This is a genomic window from Streptomyces sp. NBC_01294 (assembly GCF_035917235.1).
GTDB lineage: Bacteria > Actinomycetota > Actinomycetes > Streptomycetales > Streptomycetaceae > Streptomyces > Streptomyces caledonius.
Window position 1 is genome coordinate 3,313,227 of record NZ_CP108423.1, and the last position, 21,267, is coordinate 3,334,493.

Here is a 21,267-nt window from a genome sequence, read left to right on the forward strand (position 1 = left end):
CGTCGGCCTCCTTCCGGGTGATGAGGACCGCTCAGAAGGGGCTGAACAAAACGAAACGCCCCGGCGCAAGCGCACGGGGCGTAAGCTCGACCGAATCACTCCGGGAGCTTCTCCACGAACACCTGCGCAGGACGTCCGCACTCAGCGGATCCTTCGGCCGCCGAACCCTTGCGGGCACGGCAACGACCAGCGGTCTTTGGCTTCTGGTGAAGCGTACGTGAAGCGGCCGACCCAAGGCAAATCGCCCTCAGGACCGCTTCAAACCTCCCAGTCCGGCGTCCTTCAGCGTCTGGTCGGCCTCCTCCAGCGTCCGCTCGGTCTCCTTTCGGCTCTCCTCGATGCCCTTCATGACCGCGTCGAAGTCGGCCACCTGGTCCGCGGGCGGCGCGACGACCGGCTGGGCCGTCCCGTAACCGGAGAACTTCGCCGAGACCGTCGTGGTGCCCGCGCCGATCGTCCGTACCGTGTCGACGCGGACGGGATAGCCGTCCTTGCCGATCCACAGGTCCACTTCCAGGCTCGTGACGTCCTTCACGGCCTCGCGGAGGTACTGGCGGTTCGCCGCCTCCATCACCTTGGTGGCCTCGTCCGCCTTGACCAGGTCCGCGTTGGTGAAGCTGCCCTTGAAGTGCCGGGCCTCGACACCGTCGGGCTGCTCCGCGCCGACGAGCGTGAGCTTGTCCTGGCCCAGGAGCAGCGCGAGGTACTCGGCCGGGTCGTCGTTGAGCCGGTACCGGGGCGTGCCGTCCTTGTTCAGGTTCATCTTCATCCAGGACTTGCCCTGCACCGGCTTGTCGCTGTGGGTGTAGATGTCGTCGCCGATCAGGATCTGATCGCCCCTGCCCTCGGCCTGGTCCCGGATGGCCGTGGTCGCCGGGTACCAGCCCTTCGTCCCCGTGATCCGCTCCGGCTTGCCGGAGCTGCCGGTGATGGTCATGTCCATCGTGGCGAACTTGGCCGGCACGGTCTTCAGGTACGAGGCCTTCACCGCGTCCGCGGGCGTCTGCCCGGCCTGCGCGGCCTTGCCCCCGTCCGTCTTCCCCTCGTCCCCCGTGCCGGCCTTGCCGCCCCCGCAGGCCGTGAGGCCGCCCATGAGCAGGGCGGCCCCCGCCGCACCGACGCACAACCGCGTCAGGACAGCCGTGTTCATTTGTTCTCCCCCGTGTGCCGATCTGTGTACTGCGGTGGTGCGGCGCCGGTCAGGCGGTGCCCTCGGAGTCCTTCATCATCTCGCCCAGGTCCATGACCTGATCGGCCGGCGGCGCGGTGATCTCGACCGGCTTGTTGAAGTCCAGGAACTTGATGGTGATGTCCATCGGGCCGGAGGTGCCGGTGCCCCGGGTGCGGACCTGCTTGGCCTGGTCGGCCTCGTCGATCCAGATGTCCATGACCAGGCTCTTGATGCCCTCGTCCTCCAGCGCCTTGATGTTCTTCTCCTGGCGCTCCTTGGTCTCGGGAGCGGAGGAGGCGCTGGCGGCCCGCATCTCGTCGAGCGTGACGGTGCCGGTGAGGTGCGTCGTCTTCTGGCCGTCGATGGTCTCCTCGCCGACCTTCTTGAGGTCCTTGGCGGCGCTCAGGCTGTCGGCCGAGTCACCCGGGTTCTGGCCCTGCTGGGCCGAGCCGAGCGAGTCCAGCTGCTTGGCCTGCTCCGGAGCCAGGGTCTTGAGGTCGAACTTCAGCCACTTGTCCCCGGAGCCCATGTACATGGCGCCGTCGATCAGGCGGATGCCGACCTTCTCGCCCGGCTTCTCGGGGGAGTCCATCGTCATCGACATGCCCACGGTGGGCTTGAGCCGCATGGAGACCTCGCCGGTGACCTTCTGCCCCGCGGCGTCGCCGACCATCGTGTAGCGGAGGGAGGTGATCTCCTCCGACTTCTTCTTCGTCTTCTGCAGGTACGCGGCCGGCGTGACCTCCGCCGGCTTCTCCGCCGCCTTGGACGGGGCCGAGGGGGCCCCGTTGTCCTTCTTCGCGTCCTTGCCGTCCTCGCACGCCGTGGCGCCCCCCACGAGCAGGACGGCGGCCAGGACGGCTCCGGCGGTCTTCTTGCGGTACGTGTTCATGTGTTTCCCCACCCCGTTGTGCCGGTCGGTCAGACCGGCTCGGCGACTTTTGCCGACAATCACCCTACGTCGAGCCTCTGACACTAATCGCACAGGGCTCGCACAGCACACGGGAATTCGCGCGGCGCGCACAAGAAAACGGGCCCTCCGCCCCGGTAAGGGGGCGGAGGGCCCGTTCAGCCACTCAGCGAGCCGTCAGGCTCAGACAGCAGCCGGGTCTTCCTCGACGAGGAGGTTCCGGGTGCGGTTGGAGTCCAGCTGGATGCCGGGGCCCATGGTGGTGCTCAGGGCGGCCTTCTTGATGTAGCGGCCCTTCGCGGCGGACGGCTTCAGACGGAGGATCTCGTCCAGGGCCGCGCCGTAGTTCTCGACCAGCTGCTCATCGGAGAAGGAGACCTTGCCGATGATGAAGTGCAGGTTCGAGTGCTTGTCGACGCGGAACTCGATCTTGCCACCCTTGATCTCGGTGACAGCCTTCGCGACGTCCATCGTGACGGTGCCGGTCTTCGGGTTCGGCATGAGGCCACGGGGACCGAGCACGCGGCCGAGGCGGCCGACCTTGCCCATGAGGTCCGGGGTGGCCACAACGGCGTCGAACTCGTTCAGGCGGTTGCCCTTGGCGATCTCGTTGATCAGCTCGTCGTCGCCGACGATGTCGGCGCCGGCGGCTTCCGCGGCCGCAGCACGGTCACCGGTCGCGAAGACCAGGACCCGGGCGGTCTTGCCGGTGCCGTGCGGGAGGTTCACGGTGCCACGCACCATCTGGTCGGCCTTGCGCGGGTCGACACCCAGGCGGAAGGCGACCTCGACGGTGCTGTCGAACTTGGTCGCGGAGGTCTCCTTGGCGAGACGGACGGCCTCGAGCGGGGCGTACTGCTTCTCCCGGTCGATCTTGGCGTCCGCAGCGCGGAGAGTCTTGCTGCGCTTCACTTCTGCTCCTGTGTTGTTTCAGGCGTGGAGTCGTGGTGCGGACCAGCGCTTGGTCCTACCACTGGTGGTGCTGGAGGGGGGCTGGATCAGCCTTCGACCGTGACGCCCATCGAGCGCGCGGTGCCGGCGATGATCTTCATCGCGGCATCGACGTCGTTGGCGTTCAGGTCGGGCATCTTCAGCTCGGCGATCTCGCGGACCTGGGCGCCGGTGAGCTTGGCGACCTTGGTCTTGTGCGGCTCGCCGGAGCCCTTCTCGATGCCTGCGGCCTTCAGGATGAGGCGCGCGGCCGGCGGAGTCTTGGTGATGAAGGTGAAGGAACGGTCGTCGTAGACCGTGATCTCCACCGGCACGACCATGCCACGCTGCGACTCGGTCGCGGCGTTGTAGGCCTTGCAGAACTCCATGATGTTGACGCCGTGCTGACCGAGCGCGGGGCCGACCGGCGGAGCCGGGTTGGCCGCACCGGCCTTGATCTGGAGCTTGATGAGCCCCGTGATCTTCTTCTTCTTGGGAGGCATTGCTCTCTCCGGGTCCTAGTGAGAGTTTTTCGCCGCCAATCCGGTCATCCGGATGGAGGCATACCGCACCACGATAACGGGTATCGGTGCGGGGCTGAAAACCGAGCAGGTCAGACCGCCCTTTACGGGGCGATCTGACCTGTCCGGAAGCTGTGGCTCAGAAGCCGTGACCCACGCGAAGTGGATCAGTTCTTCTGGATCTGGTCGAAGCTCAGCTCGACCGGGGTCTCGCGGCCGAAGATCTCAACGAGGCCCTTGACCTTCTTCGAGTCGGGGTTGATCTCGTTGATGGTCGCCTGCAGCGTCGCGAACGGACCGTCGGTGACGGTGACCGAGTCGCCGACCTCGAAGTCCAGCACCTCGATCGTCCGCTTGACGGCGGGCGCGGGCAGACCGGCCTCTTCCGCGGCGGCCTTGGCGGCCTTCTCCTGCGCCTCCGGGGCGAGCATCTTGACGATCTCGTCCAGCGTCAGCGGGTACGGGTCGTACGCGTTGCCGACGAAGCCGGTGACGCCAGGCGTGTTGCGGACGACGCCCCAGGACTCGTTCGTCAGATCCATGCGGACGAGAACGTAGCCGGGCAGCTTGTTCTGCCGGACGTTCTTGCGCTCGCCATTCTTGATCTGGACGATCTCTTCCTCGGGCACCTCGGCCTGGTAGATGAACTCCTCGACGTTCAGCGAGACGGCACGCTGCTCCAGGTTGGCCTTCACGCGCTTCTCGTAGCCGGCGTAGGTGTGGATCACGTACCACTCGCCGGGCAGGAGGCGAAGCTCCTCGCGGAGGGCCTGGATCGGGTCGACGGGCTCCGCGGGCTCGACCTCGGCGGCCTCTTCGGCCTCCTCGTCGACCTCGGCAGTGACCTCGACGTCGGCATCGGCCTCGTCGGCGACCTCTTCGACCTCGGCGTCGTCCTCGATCTCGGCGTCAGCCGCGCTCTCGTCCTCGACGTGCAGCGCGGCCTCCTCGGCTGCGACACCCGCCTTGGCGTCGGCGTGCTCGGCCTCATCGGGGTCCACAGCGTCTGCCGCCTCGACGATGTCGAGCTCGTCCTCGACGGACTCGACGGAGTCGTGGCTCACGTTCAGGTTCGGGTCAGACACGGTGGCTGCTTCTTCCTGGATACAAAAGGTGGTGGAACATGCGAAAACGGGCGGCACCCATCAAGGCGCCGCCCTCCGCGGGGATCAGCCGAAGACGAACTTGATGGCTTCCTGGAACCCATAGTCAATCACGGTCACCAGACCGATCATGATGACCACGAAGACAATCACCACGGTGGTGTACGTCGTGAGCTGGTTGCGAGTGGGCCAAACAACCTTGCGGAGTTCCGCGACAATCTGGCGGTAGAAAAGCGCGAGCCGGCCCAGAGGACCCTTCTTGCCGCGCTTGCCGCCCTTGCGGGCCTTCTTCTCGCGCGTCTCGTCCTCGGCGTCAGGCATGTCGATGGAGCCCAGGGCGTCCGTCACGTCTCTCACCTGAATCCGGGTCATGGCCGTACCGCGCCCGGTTGCGCCGCACGGCGTTGCATCTAAGTACGTACCTGCGCACACACATCCGAGAAGGAGTGTGGAGCAGGGCCGGAGGGACTCGAACCCCCAACCGCTGGTTTTGGAGACCAGTGCTCTACCAATTGAGCTACGACCCTTTGTGTCCCCCAACCTACCGCATCCGAGCGAGTGCACGGAGTGCTCACGCTTTGAGCGGCTGGCGAGGTCCAACGACAGGTGAGTGTACGTGAACCACGCCCTGTCGTCGAACAGCACCCGACCTGACATGCACCAGTCCGTTGACTGAAACGGTGTGCGGCGCTTCTTGACCGTCTGGGACGATTGCTCGCATGACCTCTGCAACGCCTTCCTCCGAGCGCCGGGTGTCCGCCCGTATCGGCGCCATTTCCGAGTCCGCGACCCTCGCAGTCGACGCCAAGGCCAAGGCCCTCAAGGCCGCAGGGCGCCCGGTGATCGGCTTCGGCGCCGGCGAGCCCGACTTCCCGACCCCGGACTACATCGTCGAGGCCGCGGTCGAGGCCTGCCGCAACCCCAAGTACCACCGCTACACGCCGGCCGGCGGCCTGCCCGAGCTGAAGACCGCGATCGCCGCCAAGACGCTGCGCGACTCCGGCTACGAGGTGGACGCGTCCCAGGTCCTGGTGACCAACGGCGGCAAGCAGGCGATCTACGAGGCCTTCGCGGCCATCCTGGACCCGGGTGACGAGGTCATCGTCCCGGCCCCGTACTGGACCACCTACCCGGAGTCGATCCGTCTCGCCGGCGGTGTCCCGGTCGAGGTCGTCGCCGACGAGACCACCGGCTACCGGGTCTCCGTCGAGCAGCTGGAGGCCGCGCGCACCGAGCGCACCAAGGTCGTCCTCTTCGTCTCCCCGTCCAACCCGACCGGTTCGGTCTACAGCGAGGCCGACGCCCGCACGATCGGCGAGTGGGCCGCCGAGCACGGCCTGTGGGTGCTGACGGACGAGATCTACGAGCACCTCGTCTACGGCGACGCCAAGTTCACCTCGCTGCCGGTCCTGGTCCCGGCCCTGCGCGACAAGTGCATCATCGTCAACGGCGTCGCCAAGACGTACGCGATGACCGGCTGGCGCGTGGGCTGGGTCATCGCCCCGCAGGACGTCATCAAGGCGGCGACCAACCTGCAGTCGCACGCCACCTCCAACGTCTCCAACGTGGCCCAGGTCGCCGCGCTGGCCGCCGTCTCGGGCAACCTCGACGCGGTCGCGGAGATGCGCAAGGCCTTCGACCGCCGCCGCCAGACGATGGTGAAGATGCTCAACGAGATCGACGGCGTCTTCTGCCCGACCCCCGAGGGCGCGTTCTACGCGTACCCGTCGGTCAAGGAGCTCATCGGCAAGGAGATCCGCGGCAAGCGCCCGCAGTCCTCCGTCGAGCTCGCCGCCCTGATCCTGGACGAGGTCGAGGTCGCGGTCGTCCCCGGCGAGGCCTTCGGCACCCCCGGCTACCTGCGCCTCTCCTACGCCCTGGGCGACGAGGACCTGGTGGAGGGCGTCTCCCGCATCCAGAAGCTCCTGGCCGAGGCCAAGGCCTGACCACACCCCCCTGAGCGGCGCCACCCCGGTCGGGGCGGCGCCGCTCTTTCATCCCCGCCGGCGTTTGAGGCGCGGGGTCCGGGGCGGCGCCGCTTTTTCAGCCCCGCCGGCGATCGAGGCGCGGGGTCCGGGGCGGGGCCGCTTTTTCAGCCCCGCCGGCGATCGAGGCGCGGGGTCCGGGGCGGAGCCCCAACCTCTCAGCCCCGCCGGCGTTTGAGGCGCGGGGTCCGGGGCGGCGCCGCTCTTTCATCCCCGCCGGCGTTTGAGGCGCGGGGTCCGGGGCGGCGCCGCTCTTTCATCCCCGCCGGCGATCGAGGCGCGGGGTCCGGGGCGGAGCCCCAACCTCTCAGCCCCGCCGGCGTTTGAGGCGCGGGGTCCGGGGCGGAGCCCCGATCTTTGAGCCCCGCCGGCGATTGAGGCGCGGGGTCCGGGCGGCACCCGGCGGCCCCGGCGGCCCGCTCTCGCGTTCGGGCAAGCCCCCAAAAGGCAAAACCCCCTCCCGCCAAGCGCAGCGGTACGGCAGGATCAACAAATGGAGCACGCACGCGATCTCACGCTTCTGCCGAAAGCCCACCTCCACCTGCACTTCACCGGGTCGATGCGCCCATCGACCCTCCTGGAGCTCGCCGACAAGTACGGCGTGCGCCTCCCCGACGCCCTCACCGCCGGGGAGCCCCCCAAGCTGCGCGCCACCGACGAGCGCGGCTGGTTCCGCTTCCAGCGCCTCTACGACGCCGCCCGCTCCTGCCTGCGCGAGCCCGACGACATCCGCCGCCTGGTCCGCGAGGCCGCGGAGGAGGACGTGCGCGACGGCAGCGGCTGGCTGGAGATCCAGGTGGATCCCACCTCCTACGCCCCCCTCCTCGGCGGGATGATCCCGGCCGTCGAGATCATCCTCGACGCCGTCGACGCGGCCTCCCGCGAGACCGGCCTCGGGATGCGGGTCCTCATCGCCGCGAACCGCATGAAGCACCCCCTCGACGCCCGCACCCTGGCCCGCCTGGCCGTCCGCTACGCCGACCGCGGCGTCGTCGGCTTCGGCCTGTCCAACGACGAACGCCGCGGCATGGCCCGCGACTTCGACCGGGCCTTCGCCATCGCCCGCGAGGGCGGCCTCCTCGCGGCCCCGCACGGCGGGGAGCTCACCGGCCCGGCCTCGGTCCGCGACTGCCTCGACGACCTGCACGCCGCCCGCATCGGGCACGGCGTGCGGGCCGCGGAGGACCCCCGGCTGCTCAAGCGCCTCGCCGACCGGCAGATCACCTGCGAGGTCTGCCCGGCCTCCAACGTCGCCCTCGGGGTGTACGAGCGGCCCGAGGACGTGCCGCTGCGCACTCTCTTCGAGGCCGGGGTGCCGATGGCGCTGGGCGCGGACGACCCGTTGCTGTTCGGGTCCCGGCTCGCGGCCCAGTACGAGATCGCCCGCCGTCACCACGGCTTCACGGACGCGGAGCTCGCCGAGCTGGCCCGCCAGTCGGTGCGCGGTTCGGCCGCGCCCGAGGACGTACAGGCCAAGCTGCTGTCCGGGATCGACCACTGGCTCACCGGGTGAGCCGCAGGTCCCCCTCGTAGCAGTCGGCGCGCACCCGGCCGCCGTCCGGGAAGCCGATCTCCAGGTGGGTGCGGCCCTGCTCGGGCAGCGCGAACTCGGCGACCGACGAGACGGTCTCGCCGACGTGCCGCAGGAAGGGGTGGTCGCCGAGGTCCTCGCCGACCTCGATGCGGCCCCACTCCCCCATGTCGTACGCCTCGTGCGGCGCGGACGACTCGACGATGAGGCACTGGTCGGAGCCGGTGGTGATCCGGATGGAGTCGCCGACGCTGTCGATCAGCCAGACGTCGAGGGGCGCCTCGGAGCGTTCCCCGTCGCTGATGTGCCAGGACGCGACGACTCTGCTGAGTGTGCGACCCACGAGGCGGGTGGGGTCCGTACCGGCCCCGTGCCTTGGACAGAGCATGGGCGGCCGGGGCTCCTCAGATGCTGACGCCGACCGTCACCGGCTCGTTGACCAGGGTGACGCCGAAGGCCGCGTGGACGCCCGCGACGACCTCGCGAGCCAGGGTGAGGAGGTCCTCGGTGGTGGCCTCGCCGCGGTTGGTCAGCGCGAGGGTGTGCTTGGTGGAGATGCGCGCGGGGCCGGCGCCGTAGCCCTTGGTGAAACCGGCCTTGTCGATCAGCCAGGCCGCGCTGGTCTTCGTACGGCCGTCGCCGGCGGGGTACGCGGGCGGGGCGGTGTCGGGGCCGAGGCGGTCCTGGGCGCGGGCGAGGAAGGCGCTGTAGGCCTCGTCGGTCAGGATCGGGTTGTGGAAGAAGGAGCCGGCCGACCAGGTGTCGTGGTCGGCGGGGTCCAGGACCATGCCCTTGCCGGCGCGCAGGCGCAGCACGGTCTCGCGGGCGGTGGCGGCGGGGACCCGGTCGCCGGCCTCGACCCCGAGGGCGCGCGCGGTCTCGGGGTACTTGATCGGCGCGGAGAGCCCGCCGGCGTCCTCCAGGGCGAAGCGCACGCGCAGCACGACGTAGCGGTCGGGCTGGTCCTTGAAGGTGCTGTTGCGGTACCGGAAGGCGCACTCGGCGGCGCCGAGGGTGACCGTCTCGCCGGTGGTGCGGTCGTAGGCGACGACCTCGGTGATGGTGTCGCAGACCTCCTGGCCGTACGCCCCCACGTTCTGGATGGGCGTGGCACCGGCCGAGCCGGGGATCCCGGCGAGGCACTCGATGCCGGCGAGGCCGGTCTCGACGGTGCGGGCGACGGCGTCGCTCCAGTTCTCGCCGGCGGCGAGTTCCAGCCGCGTCCCGTCCAGGTCGAAGCCGGTGGTCGCGATGCGCAGGGCGGTGCCGTCGAAGCCCTGGTCGCCGATGACCAGGTTGCTGCCGCCGCCGATGATCAGGAGCGGGGTGCCGCTCTCGTCCGCGGCGCGCACGGCGGCGACCACCTCGGCGTCGGTGGTCGCGGTGACCAGGCGGGCGGCGGGACCACCGAGACGGAAGGTGGTCAGCGGGGCGAGGGGGGCGTCGTGGAGTTCCTGCACGTGGACAAGAGTACGGTCCGTGCCCCTCGCATCCCTGCGGGGCCACGGACCGTCCTCGCTCGTCCCCCGTGCCGGCGGAATCAGTACTCCGTCTTCTGCTCGGCGAGGCGGCGCTCGGCCTCCGCCCAGCCGAGGGGCAGTTCGCCGGCCCGTGCGGTCCAGAAGGTGAAGGCCGATTCCCTCATGTACGCGCTGGCGGCGCGGGAGCTGGAACGGTGGGGCTCGCTGCGGGCGAAGCGGTACAGCGCGTCCCGGTCCTCCCAGGCGGAGAGGGTGAGGAAGGTGCGGCTGAAGACGCGCGCCCGCAGGGCGACGCCGTGGGCGCCGGGGGCCTTGCGGATCTGGCCGATGATGCCGGGGGCCTTGAGGAAGAACCTGACGGCGCCGGCGAGGGTCTCGGTCTCGAAGCGGGAGGCCATGACGTAGACCTCGGCGTCGGGGGCCGGTGCGGTGGGCGTGGACCAGGGGATGTCGGGCATGACGGGCACTCCTTCACGATGAGTCGTACGGATCTTCGTGCGCGGGCGGTGCTGCGGTTCTCCCGGCCGGCCCCCACGCGGGCCGCACCGGCGAGCGGGGTCGGGCGGCGAGGGCAGGCGGCGGGGTCGGCCTGCGAGGTCGGGCGGCGGGGGCAGCCGGCGGGCTCGGGCGGCCGAGGTCAGGCGGCGGGCTCGGGCGGCCCCGTCAGCCTGCGGCGGGCACCTTCTCGGGCGCCGCGACGGCCTCGCCGACGGCGGCGGGGAGCGGGGAGGGCGTCGCCCGGCGCGGCAGGAGCAGGGCGAAGGCGGCGGCCAGGGCGACGGCGCCGGCGCCGATCCACAGCGCGGGGATGGTGCCGTCGGTGAAGGCCTGCGGGGATTCGAAGCCGCCCTGGGCGGAGAAGACCGAGGCCAGGACCGCGACGCCGAGGGCTCCGCCGACCTCGCGCAGGGCGTTGTTGGCGCCGGAGGCCTTGCCCTGGTCGGCGGGCGACACCGTGGACATCAGAACGTTGGCGGCGGGGGCGAAGTAGAGGGCCATGCCGATCCCGCTCAGGATCAGCGGCGGGAGCTGGGCCGCGTACGAGACGTCGGTGCTCAGGATCGCCGCGAACCAGCCGAGGCCGAGGGCCTGGAGGGCCAGTCCGGCGACGACGACGGGGCGGCCGCCGATGCGGTCGGAGAGGATCCCGGCCAGCGGGGCGACGATCATCGGCATGCCGGTCCAGGGGAGCATGCGCAGTCCGGCCTCGGTGGGCGAGTGGCCGGCGACGCCCTGGAGGAACTGGCTGAGCAGGAAGATCGAGCCGAACATGCCGAGGAACATCAGCAGGCCGGCCAGGTTGACCCCGAGGAAGCCGCGGTTTCGGAAGAGCCGCATGGGGAGCATGGGGTTGGCGTTGTGGAAGCCGTGGTGGATGAAGCCGCCGACGAGCGCGGCGCCGACGATCAGGCCGGTGAGGACGGGGGCGCTGGTCCAGCCCTCGGCGTTGGCGTTGACCAGGGCGTAGACGATGCCGAAGAGGCCGCCGCTGATGAGCAGGGTGCCGGGGAGGTCGAGGCGGGCCCCGGGGGCGGTGGACTCGGCGAGGCGCAGCCGGGCGAGCGGGATCAGGGCGAGGCCTATGGGGACGTTGAGCCAGAAGATCCACTGCCAGGAGATGTGCTCGGTGAGGCTGCCGCCGATGAGGGGGCCACTGGCGACGGCGATGCCGCCGACGGCGCTGAAGATGCCGAGGGCCATGCCGCGGCGGGCGGCCGGGACGGCGGCGGTGAGCAGGGTGAGGGTGAGCGGCATCATGACCGCGGCGCCGACGCCCTGCACGGCGCGGGCCGCGATCAGCGCGTCGATGCCGGGCGAGAGGGCGGCCGCGGCGGAGGCGCCGGTGAAGACGGTGAGGCCGGCGATGAAGAGCCGGCGGCGGCCGAAGCGGTCACCGAGGGCGGCGCCGAACATGAGGAGGACGGCAAAGGTGAGCGTGTACGCGTTCACCGTCCATTCCAGGTCCTCCAGCCGGCCGCCGAGGTCCTCGCGGATGGCGGGGAGGGCGGTGGTGACGACCAGGTTGTCGAGTGCGGCCATGAAGCTGGCCGTGCCGGTGAGGACGAGGGCCCAGACGGCCGGCCCGCGGAGCCTGGTGTCCGAGTCTTGTGTGTGCACGATTCCCCCTGCGAGTTGTTAGTTATCGCTGACTAACTTGCACGGTCATGAGGATGCACCGGCAGATCGCACGCACCCTCACTTCTCCGGGTGGCCCTTGGCCCGGGCCGACGGGTAGAGCCCCTCCCAGACCCGGTGTCCGGGCGGGAACCCCATGGCGGCAAGGGTGTTGATCAGCATCCCGTACGCCATGAAGGTCGTGGTCTCCTTCGCGTCGCCGCCCAGCGGCAGGTGGGCGGTGTCCCAGAGCTCCATCCAGCCGGCGCGGACGGCCTCGCCGAACGCGTGGTCGCCGGCCGCTTCGGCCGCGGCCACCGTGACGTAGACCTGGAGCTGCATCTGGAGCTTGTCCGGGTCCTCGGCGATCAACCGGGTGTACGCGGCGGCCATGGCGTGCAGCGCCTCCTCGCCGTGCAGCCCTTCGGCCGCGTCGGCGAAGACCTCCCGCGTGTCCTTCAGGCAGCGCTCGGAGGCGGCCAGGAAGATCGCCTGCTTGTTGGGGAAGAGCCGGAACAGGTACGGCTGCGAAACCCCCACCCGCTTGGCGATGGCGTCGGTGGAGGTCCCGTAGTAACCACCGCGCGCGAACTCGTGCATCGCCGCGCGGATGACGCTCTCACGCCGCTCGTCCGCACTCATCCTCACCATGGAAACAAAGTTAGTACTCAATCACTAACTAGGCAAGGGCGGGCACACCCGGGGCTCGGGCGGAAACGGGAGGAGGGCCGAGCCCCGAGCGCCGAGGACCAAGGACCGAGGGCCGAGCGGCGCAGGAGGGAGGGGTGGAGGGGCGAAAGGGCAGGACGCCCCCGCCCCGCCACCCCACCTCCGCGCGCGCCCCGGGCAAGCCCCAGGCGGCGTCAGACAGCCCCAGGCAGCCTCAGGCCGGTTCAGGCAGCCTCAGGCCAGCTCGACCACGGCGCGGGACATGCCCAGGACCTTCTGGCCGGCGCTCATCGCCGTCAGGTCGACCCGGACACGGTTGTCGTCCAGCTTGGCGGCGACCTTGGCGGTGACCTCGATCAGGCCGCCCTGGTCGTCGTTCGGGACCACGACCGGCTTGGTGAAGCGCACGCCGTACTCGACGACCGCACCCGGGTCGCCCACCCAGTCGGTGACCACACGGATCGCCTCGGCCATGGTGAACATGCCGTGCGCGATCACGTCCGGCAGTCCGACCTCCTTGGCGAACTTCTCGTTCCAGTGGATCGGGTTGAAGTCGCCCGAGGCGCCCGCGTACCGGACGAGCGTGGCGCGCGTCACGGGGAAGGACGCCGCCGGCAGCTCGGTGCCGACCTCGACGTCGGCGTACTGGATCTGCGCTGCCATGTCAGGCCTCCTCGGGGGCGCGGGAGACGAGCTTCGTCCACGCCGTCACCACGTGCTCGCCGGTCTCGTCGTGGACCTCGCCGCGGATGTCGATGATGTCGTTGCCCGCGAGCGACTTCACGGCCTCGATGGTGGAGGTCACCGAGAGCCGGTCACCGGCGCGCACCGGGCGGGAGTACGCGAACTTCTGGTCGCCGTGCACGACGCGGCTGTAGTCCAGGCCCAGCTGCGGGTCCTCGACGACCTGGCCGGCCGCTGCGAAAGTGATGGCAAACACAAAGGTCGGCGGCGCGATCACGTCGGAGTAGCCGTACGACTTGGCGGCTTCGGGGTCGGTGTAGACGGGATTGGCGTCACCCACCGCGACCGCGAATTCGCGGATCTTCTCCCGGCCGACCTCGTACGGATCGGTGGGCGGGTAGCTCCGCCCCACGAAGGACTGGTCGAGAGCCATGCTCACTACCTCCTGCTGAAGGAACACGAAAGACGCAAGAACAAAGACGGAAGAGACAGGTGCGGAAACGACACAAGGCCGCCCCCAATGAAGGGGACGACCTCATGACGGTGCCTGTTAAACGAGACTTCGCTGGGGTCAGCGGGTCTCGCGGTGCGCGGTGTGCGAGTTGCAACGCGGGCAGTGCTTCTTCATCTCAAGACGGTCCGGGTTGTTACGCCGGTTCTTCTTGGTGATGTAGTTCCGCTCCTTGCACTCCACGCAGGCCAGCGTGATCTTCGGGCGGACGTCGGTGGCAGCCACGTGAGTGCTCCTTGACGGAAATTGGGACGGATGAACGCATACAAGAGTAGCCGACCGGGAGACCGACCCCGCAATCGGCTACTGTGTGTAGCGGCGACCGGACTTGAACCGGTGACACAGCGATTATGAGCCGCTTGCTCTACCGACTGAGCTACGCCGCTTTGATGTGATCAGCTCCCCACCCGAGGGTGGGGAACCTCTCTCACCAGAGCCCCAATGCGGAATCGAACCGCAGACCTTCTCCTTACCATGGAGACGCTCTACCGACTGAGCTATTGGGGCGAGCGATGAAGACATTACACGGTTGCCTGCCGATCGCCCAAATCCTTTGCGGGGACAGGGCTCCGAGGGGGTTCGGCAACCCTTCCCGATCAACCCGTGCGCCCCTTCCGACCCGCTTCTCGGGCGAAATGTGTGTGGGCTCACACCTCCATGCGTGCCGATCGGAGCCACCGGGACCGGCCGGCGCGCTCGGGCGCGCCGCGGCGTACGGGCACCACACCGGTACGACTATTGCGCTCTTCCGTGAAGCGGGGTGCGCCGCACCCTAGGCTCTGAGCACGCTGCGTGATCTTGGGCCGCGGGCCGCGGCCACGGCTCCAGGAACCGCCCGAGCCACCGCAGGAGCGCGATGTCCGACAGCCAGCCGCAGCAGCCGTCCCAATCCCCCCGCAGCGGCAACGGCAACGCGGCCGCCGCCGAGGCCACCACCCTGCTGCTCGCCGGGGCCCGCCTGACCGACGGCCGTACCGTCGACGTCCGTCTCGGCGGCGGCCGCATCCAGGCCGTCGGCACCGCGGGCAGCCTGCCCTCCCCCGCGCTGTCCCGGGTGGACCTGAGCGGCTACCTGCTGCTGCCCGCGCCCGCCGAGCCGCACGCCCACGGGGACACCGCGCTGACCGCCGACGGCGAGGGGCCCGTCTCCTACACCCCCGACGAGGTCCAGCGCCGGGCCACCGAGGCGGCCCTCCTCCAACTCGGCCACGGCGCCACCGCCGTGCGCTCCCACGTACGGATCGGCGACGTGCACGGCCTCGGCCCGATGGAGGCCGTGCTCCAGGCCCGCCGCTCCCTGCGCGGGCTCACCGACCTCACCGCCGTGGCCGTCCCCCGGCTGCTGACCGGGGTGGCCGGCGCGGACGGGCTCGCCATGCTGCGGGACGCGGTCAAGATGGGCGCCTCCGTGATCGGCGGCTGCCCGGACCTGGACCCGGACCCGACGGGCTTCCTCGAAGCCGTCCTGGAACTCGCCGACGAGCATGGCTGCCCCGTGGACCTGCACACGGACGGTGACGACCCCGCCCGCCTCTCCCGGCTCGCGGCGATGGCCGGCGGGCTGCGCCCCGGGGTGAGCATCGGCCCCTGCGGCGGCCTGGCCCGGCTCCCGATGGACGCGGCGGCCCGCGCCGCCGACCAGCTGGCCGCGGCCGGCGTACGGGTGACCTGCCTGCCCCAGGGCGACTGCGCGGCCCTGGAACGCCGCGGGCTGCGCACCGCACCGGTACGCCTGCTCCGGGCCGCGGGCGTACGGGTCGCGGCCGGCAGCGGAGCGCTGCGGGACGCCGGCAACCCGGTCGGCCGGGGCGACCCGCTGGAGGCCGCGTACCTGCTGGCCTCCCAGGGCGGCCTCCGGGCGGGCGAGGCCTACGCGTCGGTCAGCACCTGTGCCCGCGAGGCCATGGGCCTGCCGGAGGTACGGGTGGAGGCCGGCTTCCCTGCGGAGCTGCTCGCCGTGCGCGGGGACCGGATCGCGGGCGTGCTGTCCCTCGCGTACAGCCGGATCGTGATCCACCGCGGGCGCGTGGTAGCCCGTACGAGCGCGGTGCGGGAGTACTGCGACTCCGCCGTCGCGGTGGCCCTGGACCTGCCCCGGCAGGGCCGTACGGAGCCCGGACCCTGAAGTTCGCCGTGCGTTCGCGGGCGTGCGTGCCCGGCTCGTCGTACGGTCGGGACATGCGCATCGTCATCGCGGGTGGACACGGTCAGATCGCGCTGCGGCTGGAGCGCCTGCTCGCCGCGCGCGGGTACGAGGTCGCGGGCATCATCCGCGATCCGGCACAGGGCGACGCCCTCAGGGAGGCCGGCGCCGAGCCGGTGCTCTGCGATCTGGAGTCGGCCACGGTCGAGCACGTGGCGGGGATCCTGCAGGGCGCGGACGTCGCGGTGTTCGCGGCCGGCGCGGGCCCCGGCAGTGGCGTCGGGCGCAAGGACACCGTGGACCGGGGCGCGGCGGTGCTCCTCGCCGACGCGGCCGAACGGGCCCGCGTACGGCGCTTCCTGATGGTCTCTTCGATGGGCGCGGACGCGCACCACGACGGCGACGAGGTCTTCGACTTCTACCTGCGGGCCAAGGGCGAGGCCGACGACCACGTACGGACCCGGCTGGGCCTGGAGTGGACGGTGCTGCGCCCCGGCTCGCTGATCGACGACGCCGGGACGGGCCTGGTCCGTCTGGAGGCGCAGACGGGCCGCGGGGCCGTCCCGCGCGACGACGTGGCGGCGGTACTGGCCGAACTGATCGAGACCCCGGCGACGGCGGGACTGACCCTGGAGCTGATCTCCGGTTCCACCCCGGTCCAGGTGGCCGTCAAGGCCGTGGCCGGCAACTGACGGCCCGGCGGGCGGCGGCGGTTCAGAACTCGGCGCTGACCTTGTCGTCGGACCGCCCGACCGAATCCTGCTGGTACCGGTCCTCGTACGCCTGCCGGATCCGCTCGATGCGCGTACTGCGCTCGCCGGCCTCCTTCTCGGGGTAGAGCAGGACCACCTCGTACGAGGCCTCGCGGACGATCTTGCCGTCCTGGCCCCGCCACTGGCCGTACCCGTCGTGGAGGGTGAGCCCCTCGGGGAAGGCGGGGGTGATCTCCCGGTCCAGGAACCGCATGAACTCCTGCTCCCCCACCAGGCCCCTGCCATCGGCGCGTTCGCTGCCGAAGTACAGCCGGGTCTCCTGGTGCGGCTCCCCCACGTCCGTGTGCAGGGCCGCTCCCATCAGGGCCGGAATCCCTGCCCCGAGCAGGGCGATGAGCACACCGCCGCCGACCTTCCCCCGCGTGTCAGATGTCCACTTCACTCACGGTGAACGAACAGGAGCCACCGACGATGCGGCCGATGTCGGCCCGGTGCGCCCCGGCCCCGCACTTTTCACGCCGCGGGTCACACGGACATGCGAGAAGACCCCCGTTACGAATAACGGGGGTCTCACATCGCGTGGCGGCGCCAGGGTTCGAACCTGGGTAGGCTGAGCCGGCAGATTTACAGTCTGCTCCCTTTGGCCACTCGGGCACACCGCCAAGAGCTGCTGCCATTTTTTCCGCCTCGCGGCGGCGCTCCCTGGCAACGACGTAAACGATACCTGATGACCGGGGATGCTTCGCCACCGGATTGATCAGCGCTGCGGGTGAGCGCGGTGGCTACGCTTTGCGGAGCGGGCCGGGGACGTCCGGCCGCGCCCTCCGGGGCGATCACAACCGACTTCAAGGAGCCACAGCACATGGCCGACTCCAGTTTCGACATCGTCTCGAAGGTCGAGCGGCAGGAGGTCGACAACGCCCTCAACCAGGCCGCCAAGGAGCTCTCGCAGCGCTACGACTTCAAGGGCACCGGCGCCACGATCGCCTGGTCCGGCGAGAAGATCCTGATGGAGGCGAACTCCGAGGAGCGCGTCAAGGCCGTCCTCGACGTGTTCGAGACCAAGCTGGTCAAGCGCGGGATCTCGCTCAAGGCGCTGGACGCCGGCGAGCCGCAGCTGTCCGGCAAGGAGTACAAGATCTTCGCCACGATCGAGGAGGGCATCTCCCAGGAGAACGCCAAGAAGGTCGCGAAGATCATCCGGGACGAGGGTCCCAAGGGCGTCAAGGCCCAGGTCCAGGGCGAGGAGCTGCGCGTCAGCTCCAAGAGCCGTGACGACCTGCAGGAGGTCCAGGCGCTGCTCAAGGGCAAGGACCTGGACTTCGCGATCCAGTTCGTGAACTACCGCTGACCCAGGTCCGCGACCTGCCACCACGCCGGCCCGGCGGTCTTCACCGACCGCCGGGCCGCGGCGGTTGCGGGGTGTGTGAGCGGGGCGTGTGCGGCGCACGCGCCACCGCGGACTCCTGTGGGTACTTGGGCGGCGTCGGGTGCGCCCAGCACGCTGGGGGACATCACATCACCGCGTGACAGGAGGTTCTCGCATGCCTGGGGCCGGCACGTTTCGCGATGACTTCGGGGCGTCCGTCGTCGTCGCGCTGGTCGCATTACCCCTGTGCGTCGGGGTGGCGGTCGCTTCCGGGGTGCCGGCCGAGCTGGGGATCGTCACCGGGGTGGTCGGCGGTCTGGTCACCGGATGGTTCCGCGGCAGCTCGCTCCAGGTGAGCGGGCCCGCGGCCGGGCTGACCGTGCTCGTCTACGAGGCGGTGCAGGCGTACGGTCTGCCCGCGCTCGGGGTGCTGGTGCTGGCCGCGGGCGTGGCGCAGCTGGGCATGGGGGTGCTGCGGCTCGGGCGCTGGTTCCGGGCGATCTCCGTCGCCGTCGTGCACGGCATGCTGGCCGGGATCGGGCTGGTCCTGATCTGCGGGCAGCTGTACGCCCTGGGCGGCGTGGAGGCTCCGGGACAGACTCTGGCGAAACTGCGCGGGGTGCACGAGCTCGGGGCGCAGGCCGACTGGGCCGCCGTCCTGCTCGGGGTCGGGACCATCGCCGCCATGGTCGCCTGGCGCCGGATGCCCGCCCGGCTGCGGATCGTGCCCGGGGCGCTCGTCGGGGTGGCCGCCGCCACCGCCGCGGCCGCCCTGTTGCGGCTGCCGGTCGACAAGGTGCGGGTGACGGGGGTCTTGGCGGCCGTGTCCCCGCCCGCCTGGGGCGACTTCGCGGTGCTGGCCTCCGTCGGCGCGGCCGGGACCGTGGTCGCGCTGGCGCTGATCGCCTCGGCCGAGACGCTGTTCAGTGCCGCCGCCGTGGATCGGATGCACGACGGGCCGCGGACGGAGTACGACAAAGAGCTCATCGCCCAGGGCGTCGGCAACAGCGTGTGCGGGCTGCTCGGGGCGCTGCCGATGACGGCCGTGATCGTTCGCAGCGCCGCCAACGTGGAGGCCGGGGCGCGCACCCGGGCGTCGAGGGTGCTGCACGGCGGCTGGCTGCTGCTCTTCGCCGTGGCGTTCCCCCAGGTGCTGGAGAGCGTGCCGCTGGCCGCGCTGGCCGGGGTGCTGCTGCACGCGGGCTGGAAGCTGCTGCCGGCCAAGGCGGTGGCCGCGCTGTGGCGGACGCACCGGGGCGAGGCGGTGGTGCTGCTGGCCACGGCCTCCGCGATCGTGGTCACCAACCTCTTCGAGGGAGTGCTGGCCGGGCTGGGGCTCGCCGTCGCCAAGGCGGCCTGGGAGACCTCCCACGTGCACATCGAGGAGGTGTGGGAGGGCGAGGAACTGTGCGTGCGGGTCGTGGGGAACGCCAGCTTCCTGCGGCTGCCCAAGCTGCTCGACGCGCTGGACGCGCTGCCGCACGGAAAGCCGGTGCGACTCGACCTGAGCGGGCTGCGCCACCTTGACCACGCCTGCCTGACCGCCCTGGAGGGGTGGGAGCGCACCCGGACGCCGCTCCCCGGCCGGGAGGGCGTCATCTAGCCAGGCTACCCTCCGCGCGTGGAAGACGAGTTGAAGCGCACCCTGGGAGTGTCCGACGCCGTCGTCGTCGGGCTCGGCGCGATGGTCGGCGCCGGCATCTTCGCGGCCCTCGCCCCGGCGGCGGGCGCGGCGGGCGGCGCGCTCCTCGCCGCCCTGGCCCTGGCGGCGCTCGTGGCCTACTGCAACGCGCATTCCTCTGCGCGGCTCGCCGCCCGGTACCCGTCCTCCGGCGGCACGTACGTCTACGGGCGCGAGCGGCTCGGCCCCTTCTGGGGGTATCTGGCCGGCTGGGGATTCGTGGTGGGCAAGACCGCGTCCTGTGCGGCGATGGCCCTCACCGTGGGTGCGTACGTGTGGCCCGGGCAGCAGCATGCCGTGGCCGTCGCGGCGGTGGTGGCGCTGACCGCCGCGAGCTACGGCGGCGTCCAGAAGTCGGCCCGGATCGCCCGGCTGATCGTGGCGGTGGTCCTGGCGGTGCTGGCCGGGGTGGTCGTGGTGTGCCTGTCCTCCGGCGCGGCCGATCCGGGGCGGCTGGGGGGCTCGGACTGGGGTCCGGTGGGGTTGTTGCAGGGCGCCGGTCTGCTGTTCTTCGCCTTCGCGGGCTACGCCCGGATCACCACCCTGGGCGAGGAGGTGCGCGACCCGGCGCGGACGATCCCGCGGGCGGTGCCGCTCGCGCTGGGGCTCGCCCTGCTGGTGTACGCCGCGGTCGCGGTGGCGGCGCTGTCGGTGCTCGGCGCCGACGGGCTGGCGCGGTCGGCGGCCCCGCTCGCCGACGCGGTTCGGGCGGCCGGCCGGCCGGAGCTGGCCCCGGTCGTCCGGGTGGGCGCGGCCCTGGCCGCGCTGGGCTCGCTGCTGGCCCTCGTGCTCGGGGTTTCGCGGACGGCCTTGGCGATGGCCCGGGACGGCCATCTTCCGCGCGCGCTGGCCGCCGTACATCCCCGGTATCAGGTGCCGCACCATGCCGAGCTGGCCGTGGGTGCGGTCGTGGCGGTGCTCGCGGCCACCGCGGATCTGCGGGGCGCGATCGGTTTCTCCTCTTTCGGAGTGCTCGCCTACTACGCGATCGCGAACGCCTCCGCGTGGACTCTCGGTTCAGGTGTCAAGGGGCGGGCCGTGGCAGCGGTCGGGCTGTCCGGCTGTGTGGTGCTGGCGTGTGCGCTGCCCCTCGCGTCGGCGGTGGCGGGGGCGGCGGTGCTGGCGCTGGGCGCGCTGGCCTACGGGGTGCGGAGCCGGCTCAGATCCGGGAGCTGAAATCGGCCCAGGGCGCCGGCTCCAGGTCGCACTCCTCCCCCAGGACGGACTCTTCGCAGAACCAGGCGGTGCCGTCGAGCCAGCCGTGCAGCCAGCCCGCCAGGCTCGGGCCGTCGATGGACCAGGCGAGGTCCGGTTCCCCCGGATTCGGGTCGAAGAGCAGGACTTGGGCGGTGTCGGAGCGGCCGTCCACGCAGGCGACCACACCACAGCCGAAGTCGGCTATCGGCAGGACACCCTCGGGCCATCGCCACCCGGAGGACCTCCGCTCCCCGTACTCCCGGACGGCCTGACGCAGCGTCGGCAGACCGCCCCCGGGGCCGAATCCGCCGTCGCCGATGCGGGTGTAGAGCGCGGCGAGCAGCGGCGGCAGGGCGAAGCCGAGTATGCCCTCGGCCCGGGCGATCTCCCCGCCGCCCAGCGGCGCCGGCAGGGCCCTTCCGTGCCCGCGCGCGGAGTTGCGCACGCGGTCTGCGACTTGCTCCAGCAACTGCTCGGTCTCGTTCATGCGTTCATGGTGACGCACCCCACTGACAGCCGCCCGAGCCTGTGGACAACTCAGCCGAGGACGGGG

At 71.1% G+C, this 21,267-nt stretch carries 23 protein-coding genes and 4 tRNA genes; 7 read left to right on the plus strand and 20 right to left on the minus strand.

The genetic code is table 11. The annotated features are described in order from the left end of the window. Window positions 1–247: 247 nt before the first annotated feature. From OG534_RS14750 to OG534_RS14780, 7 genes are all read right to left on the minus strand, one after another. A complete protein-coding gene (locus tag OG534_RS14750; protein ID WP_326588525.1) occupies window positions 248–1,150 on the minus strand; it encodes a hypothetical protein in 903 nt (300 codons plus the stop codon). Between the two features lie 49 nt (window positions 1,151–1,199). Continuing rightward, window positions 1,200–2,063 carry an LppX_LprAFG lipoprotein gene (locus OG534_RS14755; protein ID WP_326588526.1) on the minus strand — a complete coding sequence of 288 codons (864 nt, stop codon included), beginning with the start codon at window positions 2,061–2,063 and terminating at the stop codon, window positions 1,200–1,202. A gap of 201 nt (window positions 2,064–2,264) precedes the next feature. Then, window positions 2,265–2,993: a 50S ribosomal protein L1 gene (gene rplA / locus OG534_RS14760; protein ID WP_266996557.1), complete on the minus strand. Its 729-nt coding sequence runs from the start codon at window positions 2,991–2,993 to the stop codon at window positions 2,265–2,267. Window positions 2,994–3,079: 86 nt separating this feature from the next. Next, window positions 3,080–3,514, minus strand: a complete 435-nt coding sequence (gene rplK / locus OG534_RS14765) for a 50S ribosomal protein L11 (RefSeq protein ID WP_266934889.1) — start codon at window positions 3,512–3,514, stop codon at window positions 3,080–3,082. Between the two features lie 185 nt (window positions 3,515–3,699). Then, the gene (gene nusG, locus OG534_RS14770; RefSeq protein ID WP_326588527.1) at window positions 3,700–4,617 is read right to left on the minus strand and encodes a transcription termination/antitermination protein NusG; all 918 of its coding nucleotides are present in this window, start codon (window positions 4,615–4,617) and stop codon (window positions 3,700–3,702) included. An 84-nt stretch (window positions 4,618–4,701) separates the two neighbouring features. Then, the gene (secE, locus tag OG534_RS14775) at window positions 4,702–4,983 is read right to left on the minus strand and encodes a preprotein translocase subunit SecE (RefSeq protein ID WP_030825982.1); all 282 of its coding nucleotides are present in this window, start codon (window positions 4,981–4,983) and stop codon (window positions 4,702–4,704) included. 106 nt (window positions 4,984–5,089) lie between these two features. Continuing rightward, window positions 5,090–5,162, minus strand: a tRNA-Trp gene (locus tag OG534_RS14780). A 192-nt stretch (window positions 5,163–5,354) separates the two neighbouring features. Here OG534_RS14780 and OG534_RS14785 point away from each other — a divergent pair. Together OG534_RS14785 and OG534_RS14790 are read left to right on the plus strand one after the other, a co-directional pair. Then, the gene (locus tag OG534_RS14785; protein ID WP_326588528.1) at window positions 5,355–6,581 is read left to right on the plus strand and encodes a pyridoxal phosphate-dependent aminotransferase; all 1,227 of its coding nucleotides are present in this window, start codon (window positions 5,355–5,357) and stop codon (window positions 6,579–6,581) included. 532 nt (window positions 6,582–7,113) lie between these two features. Next, complete coding sequence (locus tag OG534_RS14790; protein WP_326588529.1) at window positions 7,114–8,133, plus strand: adenosine deaminase; 1,020 nt, start codon at window positions 7,114–7,116, stop codon at window positions 8,131–8,133. Here the strand turns inward: OG534_RS14790 and OG534_RS14795 are convergent. The 10 genes from OG534_RS14795 to OG534_RS14840 all read right to left on the minus strand — a co-directional run bounded on the left by OG534_RS14795 (window position 8,123) and on the right by OG534_RS14840 (window position 14,118). Then, entirely contained in the window at window positions 8,123–8,494 is a 372-nt protein-coding gene (locus OG534_RS14795; protein ID WP_326588530.1) for a hypothetical protein, read from the minus strand. The two genes, OG534_RS14790 and OG534_RS14795, sit on opposite strands and share 11 nt — an antisense overlap. Before the next feature lie 61 nt (window positions 8,495–8,555). Continuing rightward, complete coding sequence (locus tag OG534_RS14800; RefSeq protein ID WP_326593625.1) at window positions 8,556–9,692, minus strand: UDP-N-acetylmuramate dehydrogenase; 1,137 nt, start codon at window positions 9,690–9,692, stop codon at window positions 8,556–8,558. Further along, window positions 9,692–10,090, minus strand: a complete 399-nt coding sequence (locus OG534_RS14805; RefSeq protein WP_326588531.1) for a DUF3291 domain-containing protein — start codon at window positions 10,088–10,090, stop codon at window positions 9,692–9,694. Before OG534_RS14805 ends, OG534_RS14800 begins: the two co-directional genes overlap by 1 nt. Before the next feature lie 205 nt (window positions 10,091–10,295). After that, window positions 10,296–11,750 (minus strand): MFS transporter, encoded by a 1,455-nt coding sequence (locus OG534_RS14810; RefSeq protein ID WP_326588532.1) that lies wholly within the window; start codon window positions 11,748–11,750, stop codon window positions 10,296–10,298. Window positions 11,751–11,828: 78 nt separating this feature from the next. Continuing rightward, entirely contained in the window at window positions 11,829–12,398 is a 570-nt protein-coding gene (locus OG534_RS14815; RefSeq protein ID WP_326588533.1) for a TetR/AcrR family transcriptional regulator, read from the minus strand. A gap of 252 nt (window positions 12,399–12,650) precedes the next feature. After that, window positions 12,651–13,079, minus strand: a complete 429-nt coding sequence (locus tag OG534_RS14820; RefSeq protein WP_326588534.1) for a MaoC family dehydratase — start codon at window positions 13,077–13,079, stop codon at window positions 12,651–12,653. Between the two features lies 1 nt (window position 13,080). Next, window positions 13,081–13,533: a MaoC family dehydratase N-terminal domain-containing protein gene (locus OG534_RS14825; protein WP_326588535.1), complete on the minus strand. Its 453-nt coding sequence runs from the start codon at window positions 13,531–13,533 to the stop codon at window positions 13,081–13,083. A gap of 138 nt (window positions 13,534–13,671) precedes the next feature. Beyond that, window positions 13,672–13,836 carry a 50S ribosomal protein L33 gene (gene rpmG, locus OG534_RS14830; RefSeq protein WP_003956487.1) on the minus strand — a complete coding sequence of 55 codons (165 nt, stop codon included), beginning with the start codon at window positions 13,834–13,836 and terminating at the stop codon, window positions 13,672–13,674. A gap of 88 nt (window positions 13,837–13,924) precedes the next feature. Next, window positions 13,925–13,997 (minus strand) — tRNA-Met (locus OG534_RS14835). 48 nt (window positions 13,998–14,045) lie between these two features. Next, window positions 14,046–14,118, minus strand: a tRNA-Thr gene (locus OG534_RS14840). 349 nt (window positions 14,119–14,467) lie between these two features. On the opposite strand from OG534_RS14840, the gene OG534_RS14845 reads away from it, so the two are divergent. Further along, complete coding sequence (locus OG534_RS14845; protein ID WP_326588536.1) at window positions 14,468–15,736, plus strand: amidohydrolase family protein; 1,269 nt, start codon at window positions 14,468–14,470, stop codon at window positions 15,734–15,736. 53 nt (window positions 15,737–15,789) lie between these two features. Then, window positions 15,790–16,446 (plus strand): SDR family oxidoreductase, encoded by a 657-nt coding sequence (locus OG534_RS14850; RefSeq protein WP_326588537.1) that lies wholly within the window; start codon window positions 15,790–15,792, stop codon window positions 16,444–16,446. A gap of 22 nt (window positions 16,447–16,468) precedes the next feature. On the opposite strand, the gene OG534_RS14855 is transcribed toward OG534_RS14850, so the two are convergent. Both OG534_RS14855 and OG534_RS14860 read right to left on the minus strand, forming a co-directional pair. Next, the gene (locus OG534_RS14855; protein ID WP_326588538.1) at window positions 16,469–16,909 is read right to left on the minus strand and encodes a DUF3574 domain-containing protein; all 441 of its coding nucleotides are present in this window, start codon (window positions 16,907–16,909) and stop codon (window positions 16,469–16,471) included. Window positions 16,910–17,047: 138 nt separating this feature from the next. Next, window positions 17,048–17,129 (minus strand) — tRNA-Tyr (locus OG534_RS14860). Window positions 17,130–17,329: 200 nt separating this feature from the next. Here OG534_RS14860 and OG534_RS14865 point away from each other — a divergent pair. The 3 genes from OG534_RS14865 (at window position 17,330) to OG534_RS14875 (ending at window position 20,693) form a co-directional block, all read left to right on the plus strand. Next, window positions 17,330–17,818: a YajQ family cyclic di-GMP-binding protein gene (locus OG534_RS14865; protein ID WP_030009008.1), complete on the plus strand. Its 489-nt coding sequence runs from the start codon at window positions 17,330–17,332 to the stop codon at window positions 17,816–17,818. 193 nt (window positions 17,819–18,011) lie between these two features. Then, window positions 18,012–19,439 carry a SulP family inorganic anion transporter gene (locus OG534_RS14870; RefSeq protein ID WP_326588539.1) on the plus strand — a complete coding sequence of 476 codons (1,428 nt, stop codon included), beginning with the start codon at window positions 18,012–18,014 and terminating at the stop codon, window positions 19,437–19,439. A gap of 18 nt (window positions 19,440–19,457) precedes the next feature. Further along, a complete protein-coding gene (locus OG534_RS14875; protein WP_326588540.1) occupies window positions 19,458–20,693 on the plus strand; it encodes an APC family permease in 1,236 nt (411 codons plus the stop codon). Here OG534_RS14875 and OG534_RS14880 read toward each other — a convergent pair. Continuing rightward, window positions 20,677–21,201: an SMI1/KNR4 family protein gene (locus OG534_RS14880; RefSeq protein WP_326588541.1), complete on the minus strand. Its 525-nt coding sequence runs from the start codon at window positions 21,199–21,201 to the stop codon at window positions 20,677–20,679. The two genes, OG534_RS14875 and OG534_RS14880, sit on opposite strands and share 17 nt — an antisense overlap. Window positions 21,202–21,267 lie beyond the last annotated feature (66 nt).